Here is an 11,439-nt window from a genome sequence, read left to right as displayed (position 1 = left end):
CGGCCGGGCTGCCGGTGATGGAATCGGCCACCCATATCGTGCCGGTGCTGGTCGGCGATCCCGAGCTTTGCAAGATGGCGAGCGACCGCCTGCTTGGCGTCCACGGCATCTACATCCAGCCGATCAACTATCCGACGGTGCCGCGCGGCACCGAACGGCTGCGCATCACGCCGACACCTTTCCATTCGGACGCGCTGATCGCCGAACTGCAGGACGCGCTGGTCGAGACCTGGGACGCGCTCGGCATCCCCTATGCCGCCTCCGGCCGCCCGGCCGTCGCCAAGAGCGACCGGATTATTCCACTCCTGGTGCCGAAATCAGGCGGGTAGCAAGCATCCGATCGGGTAACGTTCATTGAGGAGGAAATGGCCAATGTTTCGCGATCGCGAGGAGGCGGGACGAAAGCTCGGGGCCGAACTGGAAAAGCTTCAGCTCGAGAACCCGATCGTGCTCGCATTGCCACGGGGCGGCGTACCGGTCGCCGTCGAGATCGCAAAGGCCCTCAAGGCACCACTTGATCTGGCGATAGTGCGGAAGGTCGGAGCGCCGGGAAATCCGGAACTGGCAGCCGCCGCAATCGTTGATGGCGATCCGCCGGACGTGGTGCTCAACCGGGACGTCGTGGAGGCTTATTCGCTCGGCGATGACGAACTTCGGGTGCTGGTCGCAAAGGAACGTCCGGAGCTCGAGCGACGCCGTACCGCATATCGCGGCAAGCGCGCTCCTTTGGAGATATGCGGCAAGACGGTGATCATCGTTGACGACGGCGCGGCCACCGGGACGACGATGAAAGTCGCGATCCGCGCGCTTAAGAGACGTTCACCTCGGCAAATCGTCGTAGCCCTCCCCGTGGCACCGCCAGAGACGTTGACCGATCTTGCCTACGAAGCCGACTGGACCGTTTGCCTCAGCGAACCGGCGCATTTCCGGGCGCTCAGCCAAAAATTGCCTCAAGTTTCCTCAGCTCTCAGACGACGACGTGATTGCCATCTGGGACGAGGCCACGCGCGTCCAGAACACCGGTCGACGCGGCAATCCGAGGCGAGATGGCGATGCGGCCGCAGATGGGGACACCGCGACCGCGAAGGAATAGGAGACGCCCATGCTCATCCGCACACTTGCCACGCTGGAATGTACAAAGCTGCTAACGGCCAACCGCTTCGCTCGGCTGGCCTGCGCAAAAGACGGACAGCCTTACATCGTACCGCTCTATTATGCCCATTCGGACAATCATCTCTATGCGTTCTCGATGTTGGGCAAGAAGATCGATTGGATGCGCAGCAATCCGCTCGTCTCGGTCCAAGTCGATGAGCGGGGCACCGCCAGAAGCTGGAAGAGCGTGGTTGTCGACGGGCGCTATGAGGAACTTCCGGACCGCGTCGGACACAAGCTCCAGCGCGACCACGCCTGGGCCCTGCTCAGCAGGCATGCGGATTGGTGGGAACCGGGCGCGGTAAAGCCAGGTGCGCCGCAAGCCGCTGCCGACCTGCCGCATGTTTTCTTCCGGATATTTATCGCCCACGTCTCTGGGCGCGAGGCGAGTGACAACTGATCCAAACGGACCAACCAAACTGGGCGGAGCACCAGCGTCGCGAGGCCCTTGAGGTCTTTCGGGCTGGTGTCGGGTGAATAGGTCAGCGTGACACGCTCGCCGCCGTAACCGGCGCACTTCATCTTCGGCAAGATCCCACTCCATGGCGGGCGCATCAGCGCCGAAGCGGTCGCGTTACACCGCTAGATCGAGCCGCTGAGAGCGGTGGCAGTCGAGGCATCCGGCCGTGACGGACATACCCGCCTCGATCAGCTCTTTGAAGGGTCCAGCCGGTGCTCATGGTGGCGATGTAGGCAGCGAAGATCCAGTTCGCCAGAACGGCTGGAGCCCACTCCTGAGGGAGGGTCGAGTGGGCTCCGTTGCTTGCCTATCAGACGGCACGGATAGACTGGGAGGACACACCGTGCCGTCCAATCAAATAACCGCCTGCCCGTCACGATGTTCCAGTCGGGCGGCTGACCCGACTAATGCACGGGAACATCGGACTTCAGTCGCAAACAGCGAAAGTTGCGAGTCCGCTAATATGGATGCAGAATTAAATCCCCACCTCCAAGCGGTGGGGTGGCCCGACCCGCGATATCCTGTGTCACCTAGATTAAGCGGGCCGGGCCGCAGAGGTTCCTATTGGGGAGTGCCCGATGGATTCTCGGCCAAAGAGTATCTCGAACCCGAAGACATAACGATGCTTGAAAGGATTCTCGAGAAGCTTTTACCGGCAAGTGCGGATGCCGCCGAAAGGGAATGGCTGGCCAGCCTGTTGATCGCGGCCTTCCAGAACGGGGCGACAGACGAGGCGGCGCTGGTTGCCACGATGGAGAGGAAGCAAACCGTAAGCCGCGTCGGCAGGAGAAAAGAGCTAGATGCCCGCCGTTCCCTGCCTGGCTATTCCGGTGCCCCGCCTTCGTGATGAATGATGGCGTCCAGCACCGCTGGTATATGCTGCCGTCATCTGGACCGCCGGAATTGGAAGAGCCCGCTCGTGAGGGCTGTCGAGCGGGCTCCGTTGCTGGCCGTTAAGCGGCTCGGCCAGACCGGCGAGGACGAACCGTGCCGCCGAATTTCTAACTGCTTGCCCGTCGCGATGTTCCGCAAAGGAATAGCCCGGTCAGCCGGGCCAAGTCTCTTGCTGCTTTCGGCATTCAACCGTAATGGAACTTCGGCTTTGGCTCGGTACCCTCAAATTCGACGCCGACGCGGTCGTTCTTTCGCCAACGAACGACAGCTTTGTAAGCGATCCCGTCGACGGGAACGTAGAGCAGAAAGCGTGCTGGAATCTGAATGTCTGCGGCCAACCTCAGTTCGGCTCCTTCGGAGTGCTGATTGCGTAGAGAGCAGCTGATTTCCGAGTTTTGGAAACTCGTGATGATCGTTGCGCCCTTCAGCACGCGCGGGCGATGTACTCGACGGGGAGCGTCTGGAGGTGGGGTTTCCATAGGCTTATAACGTGAACGGCCTTCCAGCGCTCCGTCGAGCCGAAAATTATGGGCTCAAGCAGGGCGGGACCATAGAGCGCCCAACCTGCTTACAATCCCCTCGTCAGGCTGGGTGTCGGGGGCGGTCCTTTTCCTATTTGTAGGCAAACTTGTAGATCACCCGATTGGTGTCGTCGGTTACGCGAACCCATTGGGCCTCGTCTCGTCGGTCCTGTACGTTGCGGCCGGTCACCCATTCAGCGGCTTCTTTCGGCGAATTGGTCCTCGCGTAGGCAATAGAGACTGCATCCGTTCCCAACATCGTTTCAACGGTGTAGCTGTTCATCGGAAAGCTCTTCAATAAAGCGCCGCCAATGCATCGAAAGAGCCCGCCGGCGTGAGGGACGGGCTCTTTTGTCGGGTCTCCTCTGAGGAGTCAGCCCGTTCCAAATAAGGCCGACGTGCCATCCCGACGCGTCGCTATAACAGCGCCGCTTAGATGCCGAACTGCGACAAAGGACAAAGGTTCCTAGGACTTCCTCACCGGCGGCTTTTGTTGAGGTCCTTCGGGCTGGTGTCAGGCGAATAGGTCAGGTGCGATGCGCCTTCCGCCGCATACGGCGCATTTCATCTTTGGCCACAAGTCCCATTCCATCGCTGGCGCAGCAGCGCCCACGCGATCGCGTAGCGCCGGCAGATCGAGCTTCTGATGACTATTGCAATCGAGGCACCCGCTGTGAAGAACATGCCCGCGTTGATCGGCTGTTGCGGGGTCCAGCCGTCGCTCATCTGGACGACATTGGTTTTCGAGATCAGAAGACCAAGAGCCCGCTCGCTGAGGGAACAAGCGGCGCTCCAGGGGTCTCTGCTACCCAATGGCGCGATCCTCTGCTGGCATCGCGCCGCGAAGCCAAACCTGCCGACTGGCGGAATGTTCCGATGCGACCGAAGTCGGATGGTCTGACGCTTTGGTCCCTACGCTGAAACTAAATCCTCGCGATAGCATTGAATGGAACCGGCGGGGAAATGCGCCACCTTCCTCGTCGGCAACCGCTAGATCGATGCCCGCCATCCCGTTGCCTGGGGTGACGGGCATCGTCTTTTGACCCGCGCTCTTCGGGTCGCCGCTTCGTCCAGGAACTAAGCTTCCTGGATCTCTGTTCAGATACGGGATGAATAGAGCAGAGGTCGCACATGAAGGTTTATCGCGTGGAAGAGATGGATGGGGAGAGCGTTGTGAGTAGTCGTACCGTCAGTGCAAATACTCCATGGGTGGCAGCCGAAACGGCCACGGGCAGTGAGGTCACGAACGTAGGCGGTGACGAACAGCGCTGGATCCGGGTCACGCATGAGGCAGACGGGGTTTAACAGGTACGTGTTCAAGTGACCTATGGAATGTAACCGGGTGTCGACCCTGGCGAGCCGCTCCGATTGCAGTTTACCCATCAGTTGAAGCTGAGGCGACCCGGCCTGCGAGCGGGGAAGTCGGGGGACGACTAGAGCGGGGCAGGCCGAGCCTCTTACCCCGTGTTGCGAGCCGGGGCAGGTCGGCATTATGCGCCGCCTTTGCAGCGGCCGACATTAACATTTCCTAATGCAACGCATAGCTCCACAGGAGCCTCAGGCCGCCAAGCCGCCTTCTCGGTTCTGCATCGCATCGAGGATCACTTCGAAGACTGTGCCAACCTCCTCGCTGATCTCGTCGGGGCTAATGCCTTCTCGCTCAGCAGCTTTCAGGGCCTCTTCGACGAGGTAAACGATGGCCATTGAATCGTCCGTGATCGCATTCGGCAGGTGATCCGCCATCCACCGGTCTAAGAAATTGATCCCGCGCGTGGTCATGGCGAGAGAAGCCGGAAGGCGGCTTTAGGTTCCTTCCTCGCTGATGCCCTGTACGGCACCATGCCGCAGCTTTGGCTGTTCCTAAGATGGCGGACCCAGACTGTTATCCTGCCCGGTTTCACCCATTCAACCGTCGGGTCGATGATGGCCGGGGGCATCGGCGGGAGGCGCCACTCTGGAGTTCTGCACGAGCTGATGCAGTCGGTCGCGGAGCTGCTTCCGAAGTGTGATGGTCGGTCCGCATACTTGCCGTCTCGGGCAACGATACCGACTGCGGGCTTCGGCAGGCACACGGACTCGGCAACAATGGAGACAAGCTCCACCCCTCGGAACGAAACCAAAGCAGCAATCGCGCGTTGGACGCCATTAAGCCATTTCGTCTCGGGTTTGGGGTGCGTGAGAGTGGTCAAGCCAACGTCGCGTAAGACAATCCCTGGGTCGAGCGCTCCTCAAGCGAAGTCGTCTATGCGTGACCGAACCAATTTAGCGCTTCCCACTTTTCGGCCCGTCCAGCTCGCAACGCTCGTAGATACTGTCCCTGCCGGCGATCGCTGGATCCACGAAAGGAAATATGACGGCTATCGCATTCTTGTTGCCGTCGGCGGTGGCGAAGCGAGTGCCTACACGCGATCTGGCCTGGACTGGTCTCAGCGTTTTCCTTCGATTCTTTCGGACGCCCGCAAGCTCCAAGTCCGCTCCGCCCTGATCGACGGCGAGGCCGTCGTTGTCGATGCCGACGGAAGATCAAACTTCCAGGCGCTTCAGAACGCATTGAAGGGTGCGCCAGCCACCATCGACTTTTATGCCTTCGACCTCCTTCAGCTCGACGGTGAAGATCTCACCAGGCGTCCCCTCCTTGAACGCAAAGAGAAGCTGGCGGCAATTTTGCCCTCGGACAACCCAGTCCTTCGTTACTCCGATCATATCCTCGGTCGCGGAGAAGAGCTGCTCGATCGCTTTTGCGCGGCCGGTCTCGAGGGAGTTGTCTCGAAACTCGCCGATTCGACTTATGTGGGAGCCCGCGGCGGAAGCTGGCTCAAGATCAAGTGCATCAAGCGGCAGGAATTCGTGATTGTCGGCTGGACGCCGTCCGATAAGGTCCGCGCGTTCCGGTCATTGATCCTCGGGGTGCATGATGGCGGCAAACTGCGTTATGCCGGGAAAGTCGGCACCGGCTTCGATACGGCTGAACTTTTCCGTCTCATGAAGATCATGGCACCGCTCGAGCAGAAGGCCGCGAGCGTCGAGGCGCCGCGAGCCGAAGTTCGCGGAGCACACTGGCTTCGGCCCAAGCTGGTCGCGGAGATTGCCTTCACCGAGATGACAAACGAAGGAACATTGAGACATCCGAGCTACCTCGGTCTGCGCGAAGACAAGAATCCGGAGGCGGTCGTTCTGGAGACGGAACGTCGCACGGCCAATCTGACCACGTCGCCGGCGCACACCATCGCCATCAGCAACCGTGACCGCGTGATCTATCCGGAGTCCAATATCAACCAAGGGCCAGCTCGCGGACCACTACGCGGCCGTCGCGGAGATCATGCTGCCCTGGGTTGGCAGTCGGCCGATCAGTCTGGTTCGGTGCCCGCAGGGCCGTGCCAAGAAGTGCTTTTTCCAGAAGCATGATGCCGGGAGCTTCGGCGACAAAGTCCACCAAGTGGGTATCACCGAAAAGGACGGCCACGAGGAGCCATACCTGTATGTCGACGATGCCAATGGGCTGATGACCTGCGTCCAGATGGGAACGATCGAGCTGCATGCGTGGGGAGCTCGGATCGAGGATGTCGAAAAGCCCGACCGCCTTGTGTTCGACCTCGACCCCGATGAGGGTCTCGATTTCGAAGCTGTCCGCGCGGCTGCCTTCCAGTTTCGTGATATTCTGAAATCGCTGGGACTTGCGACCTTCCCGATGCTGACGGGAGGCAAAGGGGTGCATGTAATCGCTCCGCTCACCCCTCAGGCCGAATGGCCGCAAGTGAAAGACTTCGCATCTCGTCTCGCTCAAGCGGTCGCTCAGAGCGATCCGGCCCACTTTACGGCCGCGCTGTCGAAGGCGCGCCGGAAGGGTCGCATCTTTGTGGACTATTTGCGCAACCAGCGCGGGGCGACCGCGATCATGCCCTACAGCGCAAGGTCCCGACCGGGCGCGCCTGTCGCGGCGCCGATCACCTGGGCGGAGATGAAGACGATTGATGCACCATCGCATTTCCACGTCGGCGACGCTCCTGAATTGAAGAAACGCGCAGCCTACAAAGCTCTGGCGGAATGGGGTCGCGCCGACCAATCGTTGCCGAATCTGTAGCGCCCCAGTCCCGGAAAACGGCAGCACGCATCGAGTTCTTCGCTGCCCTTGCCTGATTGGAACCTGCGGAGATTGGCCCCGTTTGCCTCGACAATGGCAAAACCCGATTCAAGGACCGTCGCCAGTCTCCTAAGGGAATACGCACATCGCTCGTCGCTGCGCGGGGGCAATCCCTATCGCACCAAGGCTTACCTACGCGCGGCCGATAGTCTGACTGCACTGTCGCAGCCGCTTGACCGGATCATCGCCGCCGGCGCCCTCACCAGGATCCCGGGGATCGGTGACGCTATCGCAGACATTGTGCGCAAGCTCTACGAATCGGGCACGCATCCACGCCTTGAGAAGCTTCGCGAGGAGGTGCCGGCGGGTGTAATGGAGCTGTTTGCCATACCTGGGCTTCGGCCCGACAAGATCCTGAAGCTTCATCAGGCGCTCGGCGTGAACTCGCTGGCTGAGCTCGAAGCCGCGGCTAGGGCAGACCGCATCCGGCCAGTCAAAGGCCTCGGCGCTTCGCTTCAGACGAAAATCCTGCAGAACCTGGCTATCGCTCGAAGCGGCGAAACACAGCTTCACCTGCACAAGGCCGCCGCTCTTCTTGAGCATGCGGTCCTGTCGGTGAAGCAGGAGCACCCCGAGTTTTCGCGGGTGGAAATCGCCGGTGATTTCCGACGTGGTTGCGAACTTGTTGCCGACCTCGCGCTGGTCGCGCAGGGGAAGAAGCGGGCCGAAATCGAGCAGTCCACCCTCAGGCTTGTCGTAACGGACAAGAAGCACTTTGGCGCGAGCTTCCTCAAAGCCACCGGTTCCGCGGCTCATCTAGAGCAATTGAGGATGTTTGCGGCCGAGAGAGGGTTCGCCCTCGAACCCGATGGGCTCTACCGGGCCAGAAAGCTGATCGCATCAGTGACAGAGGAGGAAATCTACGAAGCATTGGACCTGCAGTTCATCGAACCTGAACTGCGCGAAGGCAGGGACGAGATTGAGCGGGCAGCGAGGCGGCAACTCCCTACCCTCGTCCGGGATGAAGATCTGCATGGCATCCTGCATTCTCACACGACCGCATCCGATGGCACCGAGACGCTTGAGGCAATGGCTGAAGCGACCCGTAAGCGCGGGTTCGAGTACTATGGTGTCGCCGACCACTCGCAGTCTGCGCACTACGCGGGCGGCCTCACATTGCAGGAGATTGCTGAACAGCACCGCGAAGCGGATCGGCTGAACAAGAAGTTTGGGCGAAAATTCCGTATCCTCAAGGGCATCGAGGCAGACATCCTGGCCGACGGTTCGCTTGATTATCCGAACCACGTTTTGGAGCAGTTCGATTTCGTTGTCGCGAGCGTGCACAGCCGCTTCAAGTTGTCGAAGAAAGAGCAGACGGATCGTGTCATTGAGGCAATCGCGAACCCCTTCGCGACGATCATCGGACACATGACCGGTCGTCAGCTGTTGCGTCGCCCCGGCTATGATCTGGACGTCGACAAAGTCCTCAGAACGTGCGCGAGATATGGCGTCGCTGTCGAAATCAATGCGCATCCGTGGCGGCTCGATCTCGACTGGCGGTGGCATCAGAAGGCACTCGACTACGGCTGCATCTTCAGCATCAATCCGGACGCGCATTCAATCCGCGAACTCGACCACATGCATTGGGGTGTCGAGATGGCGCGCAAGGGGGGCGTTCCTAGGACGCGGATTCTCAACGCGATGGGTTTGGCGGCTCTGCTTGCGTACCTTACAAAGCGCAAGCGCGAGTTCAAGACCGGTGGCAAGCGTCGCTTATCTGTATCCCTCCGGTGAAGGCCGTCTTGCAGGCTGAGGGCGAACGTCGGAAGTCCTAGGGATAATCCTAGGAGTAGCCCTATGACGATGCCGCGTGTGGAGGTGATCACGTCGGTCGAGAGACGCCGACGGTGGCCGCGTCAGGAGAAGGAGCGTCTGGTTGCGGCGTCCTTCGAGCCGGGCGTGTCGGCGTCCGAGATCGCGCGGTCGGCGGGCATTCACGTCAGCCAGCTCTTCCGGTGGCGCAAGGATCTTTGCGAGCGGGTCGATGCGAGCGCCTCGCAATTGGTCCCGGTCGAGATCGTTCCTGCTACTGCGCCGCCTGCCGTTGAGACGCCGGCATCATCCGCGTCCCCCGGCCGGCGTCGGCGTAAGAGCGGCATCGGCATCATCGAGATCGAGCTTGGCGGCGAGCGCCGCGTCCGCGTCGACCGCGATGTGGATGGTGAGGCTCTGCGGCGTGTTCTGGATGCGCTCGGGTCCCGATGATCCCGGTTCCGAGCGGCGTGCGGGTGTAGCTGGCGACAGGTCACACCGACATGAGGAAGGGCTTTCCAGGCCTGGCGCTGGTGGTGCAGGAGACGCTGAAGCGTGATCCGCACGGTGGGCACCTGTTCGTCTTCCGCGGCCGCCGTGGCGATCTGATCAAGGTTCTCTGGCACGACGGCCAAGGCGCCTGCCTGTTCTCGAAGAAGCTCGAGCGCGGCCGCTTCATCTGGCCGTCGGCGGCTGACGGCGTGGTAACGATTACGTCGGCACAGCTCGGCTATCTGCTCGAAGGCATTGATTGGCGCATGCCGCAGAAGACCTGGCGACCGACGGCGACTGGCTGACGATTTTGGCCTTGCACGTGGTGGTGGATGTGATTCCATCGCCCGGTGTCCGCTGCCGAATCGCTCCCTTCCGACCTTGCCGCCGCCCACGGGATGATCCTCGCGGAGCGAGCCGCGCGCATCGAGGCCGAGGCCCTTGCCGCCCGTGCGGCTGCGGTCAGTTCCGGGACGGCGGCGCTGATCGCGCGGCTGAAGCTGGAAATCGAGAAGCTCAGGCGTGAACTCTATGGCAGCCGTTCGGAGCGCAAGGCCAGGCTGCTCGAGCAGATGGAGATGCAGCTCGAAGATCTGGAGGCCGACGCCACCGAGGATGAACTCGTCGCCGAGCGAGCGTCGCCTGCCACGACAGTGAAGTCGTTCGAGCGCCGGCGCCCGTCGCGCAGGCCGTTCCCCGAGCATCTGCCGCGCGAGCGCGTTGTGATCGCCGCTCCCGAGAGTTGCCCTCGCTGCGGCTCGACCAGGCTGTCGAAGCTGGGCGAGGATGTCACCGAGACACTTGAGGTGATCCCACGCCAATGGAAGGTCACCCAGACGGTACGCGAGAAGTTCTCGTGCCGGCAATGCGAGGCGATCACCCAGCCGCCAGCACCCTTCCACGTCACGCCGCGCGGCTTTGCCGGTCCGAACCTGCTTGCCATGGTGCTGTTCGAGAAGTTCGGCCAACACCAGCCACTCAACCGGCAGAGCGAACGCTACGCCCGCGAAGGCGTCGAGTTGAGCCTGTCGACGCTGGCCGATCAGGTCGGCGCGTGCGCGTCGGCGCTTCGCCCGCTGCATGCGCTGATCGAGGACCATGTGCTCTCGGCAGAGCGTCTGCACGGCGACGACACCACGGTGCCAATCCTGGCCAAGGGCAAGACCGACACCGGCCGGGCCTGGGTCTATGTCTGCGACGACCGGCCCTTCGGCGGCACGTCGCCGCCGGCGGCGCTGTTCCATGCCTCGCGCGACCGGTCGGGCGATCATCCGGAACGGCACCTGAAGCAGTTCACCGGCATTCTGCAGGCCGATGCCTATGCCGGCTACAACCGGCTTTACCTTCCCGACCGGAAGCCCGGTCCGGTGACGGATGCGCTGTGCTGGAGTCATGCGCGGCGCAAGTTCTTCGTGCTTGCCGACATCGCCGCCAATGCGCGCCGAGGAAAGACCGCGCCGCCGATCTCGCCGATCGCCTTCGAGGCCGTCAAACGCATCGATGTCCTGTTCGACATCGAGCGCGACATCTTGCGCTTGGCTGCCGCGCAGCGCCTAGCCGTCAGGACCGAACGGAGCGTTCCGCTCGTCGCCGAGCTGGAAGAGTGGATGCGTGGCGAGCGTGCCAAGCTCTCGCGACATGCACCCGTCGCCCAGGCGATCGACTACATGCTCAAGCGCTGGGCAGGGTTCACCCGCTTCCTCGAAGACGGGCGCATCTGCCTGACGAACAATGCCGCCGAACGCGCGCTGCGCGGTCTGGCGCTGGGCCGTAAGGCGTGGCTGTTCGCAGGATCCGAGCGCGGCGCCGATCGCGCCGCCATCATGTATACGCTGATCGCAACCGCTCGGCTCAACGACATCGACCCACAGGCCTGGCTCGCCGACGTGCTCGCCCGCATCGTAAGCGGTGTTCCCGGGCCACGACGCAACCTTGGTAGTCGGCGCAGCGGATGCCTTGCGCCCGAACCTCCAGGATTCGCGAGTGCCGACTGTTGGGCCGCAACACCTCGGCGCAACCATCGGATA

Annotated in this window: 12 protein-coding genes and 1 pseudogene; 10 read left to right on the top strand and 3 right to left on the bottom strand. The window is 61.9% G+C overall.

The features are described from left to right. The 4 genes and pseudogenes from EOA32_RS25485 to EOA32_RS25470 form a co-directional block, all read left to right on the top strand. Positions 1 to 329: aminotransferase class I/II-fold pyridoxal phosphate-dependent enzyme (locus EOA32_RS25485; RefSeq protein ID WP_128373194.1), on the top strand; the 329-nt coding region annotated here is incomplete at its 5' end. A 43-nt stretch (positions 330 to 372) separates the two neighbouring features. Beyond that, a pseudogene (locus tag EOA32_RS25480) lies at positions 373 to 816 on the top strand (phosphoribosyltransferase family protein); the annotation flags it as partial. Positions 817 to 1,102: 286 nt separating this feature from the next. Continuing rightward, positions 1,103 to 1,552: a pyridoxamine 5'-phosphate oxidase family protein gene (locus EOA32_RS25475; protein WP_128373193.1), complete on the top strand. Its 450-nt coding sequence runs from the start codon at positions 1,103 to 1,105 to the stop codon at positions 1,550 to 1,552. Positions 1,553 to 2,183: 631 nt separating this feature from the next. Continuing rightward, entirely contained in the window at positions 2,184 to 2,459 is a 276-nt protein-coding gene (locus tag EOA32_RS25470) for a hypothetical protein (RefSeq protein WP_128373192.1), read from the top strand. Positions 2,460 to 2,691: 232 nt separating this feature from the next. On the opposite strand, the gene EOA32_RS40105 is transcribed toward EOA32_RS25470, so the two are convergent. The 3 genes from EOA32_RS40105 to EOA32_RS25455 form a co-directional block, all read right to left on the bottom strand. Next, complete coding sequence (locus EOA32_RS40105) at positions 2,692 to 2,985, bottom strand: PilZ domain-containing protein (protein WP_128373191.1); 294 nt, start codon at positions 2,983 to 2,985, stop codon at positions 2,692 to 2,694. Between the two features lie 133 nt (positions 2,986 to 3,118). Further along, complete coding sequence (locus EOA32_RS25460; protein WP_128373190.1) at positions 3,119 to 3,310, bottom strand: hypothetical protein; 192 nt, start codon at positions 3,308 to 3,310, stop codon at positions 3,119 to 3,121. A gap of 1,274 nt (positions 3,311 to 4,584) precedes the next feature. Next, complete coding sequence (locus EOA32_RS25455) at positions 4,585 to 4,806, bottom strand: DUF768 domain-containing protein (RefSeq protein WP_066998571.1); 222 nt, start codon at positions 4,804 to 4,806, stop codon at positions 4,585 to 4,587. A 465-nt stretch (positions 4,807 to 5,271) separates the two neighbouring features. Between EOA32_RS25455 and ligD (EOA32_RS39325) the strand changes: the two genes are divergently transcribed. The 6 genes from ligD (EOA32_RS39325) to EOA32_RS25430 all read left to right on the top strand — a co-directional run. After that, on the top strand, positions 5,272 to 6,432 hold the full coding sequence (ligD, locus tag EOA32_RS39325) for a non-homologous end-joining DNA ligase (RefSeq protein ID WP_210214845.1): 1,161 nt from the start codon (positions 5,272 to 5,274) through the stop codon (positions 6,430 to 6,432). Continuing rightward, on the top strand, positions 6,347 to 7,108 hold the full coding sequence (ligD, locus tag EOA32_RS39320) for a non-homologous end-joining DNA ligase (protein ID WP_210214844.1): 762 nt from the start codon (positions 6,347 to 6,349) through the stop codon (positions 7,106 to 7,108). The genes ligD (EOA32_RS39325) and ligD (EOA32_RS39320) overlap by 86 nt, the downstream gene beginning before the upstream one ends. 93 nt (positions 7,109 to 7,201) lie before the next feature. Beyond that, positions 7,202 to 8,902, top strand: a complete 1,701-nt coding sequence (locus EOA32_RS25445; protein WP_128373189.1) for a DNA polymerase/3'-5' exonuclease PolX — start codon at positions 7,202 to 7,204, stop codon at positions 8,900 to 8,902. A 63-nt stretch (positions 8,903 to 8,965) separates the two neighbouring features. Further along, the gene (locus EOA32_RS25440; RefSeq protein WP_128373188.1) at positions 8,966 to 9,373 is read left to right on the top strand and encodes a transposase; all 408 of its coding nucleotides are present in this window, start codon (positions 8,966 to 8,968) and stop codon (positions 9,371 to 9,373) included. Positions 9,374 to 9,402: 29 nt separating this feature from the next. Next, a complete protein-coding gene (tnpB, locus tag EOA32_RS25435; RefSeq protein ID WP_281015287.1) occupies positions 9,403 to 9,717 on the top strand; it encodes an IS66 family insertion sequence element accessory protein TnpB in 315 nt (104 codons plus the stop codon). A 93-nt stretch (positions 9,718 to 9,810) separates the two neighbouring features. Beyond that, on the top strand, positions 9,811 to 11,439 hold a 1,629-nt coding region (locus tag EOA32_RS25430; protein WP_128373195.1), incomplete at its 3' end, for an IS66 family transposase.

The organism is Mesorhizobium sp. M1A.F.Ca.ET.072.01.1.1 (genome assembly GCF_004023325.1).
In the GTDB taxonomy this organism is placed as follows: domain Bacteria; phylum Pseudomonadota; class Alphaproteobacteria; order Rhizobiales; family Rhizobiaceae; genus Mesorhizobium.
Note: the sequence above shows the minus strand (reverse complement) of the source record. Positions and strands in the feature narration are given on the sequence as shown.

What these genes read in the sequence shown, in the direction of transcription:
- EOA32_RS25475 (WP_128373193.1), top strand. Translation starts at nt 1,103, where the DNA reads ATGCTCATCCGCACACTTGCCACGCTGGAATGTACAAAGCTGCTAACG.
- EOA32_RS40105 (WP_128373191.1), bottom strand. Translation starts at nt 2,985, where the DNA reads ATGGAAACCCCACCTCCAGACGCTCCCCGTCGAGTACATCGCCCGCGC.
- EOA32_RS25460 (WP_128373190.1), bottom strand. Translation starts at nt 3,310, where the DNA reads ATGAACAGCTACACCGTTGAAACGATGTTGGGAACGGATGCAGTCTCT.
- EOA32_RS25455 (WP_066998571.1), bottom strand. Translation starts at nt 4,806, where the DNA reads ATGACCACGCGCGGGATCAATTTCTTAGACCGGTGGATGGCGGATCAC.
- ligD (WP_210214845.1), top strand. Translation starts at nt 5,272, where the DNA reads ATGCGTGACCGAACCAATTTAGCGCTTCCCACTTTTCGGCCCGTCCAG.
- ligD (WP_210214844.1), top strand. Translation starts at nt 6,347, where the DNA reads ATGCTGCCCTGGGTTGGCAGTCGGCCGATCAGTCTGGTTCGGTGCCCG.
- EOA32_RS25445 (WP_128373189.1), top strand. Translation starts at nt 7,202, where the DNA reads ATGGCAAAACCCGATTCAAGGACCGTCGCCAGTCTCCTAAGGGAATAC.
- EOA32_RS25440 (WP_128373188.1), top strand. Translation starts at nt 8,966, where the DNA reads ATGACGATGCCGCGTGTGGAGGTGATCACGTCGGTCGAGAGACGCCGA.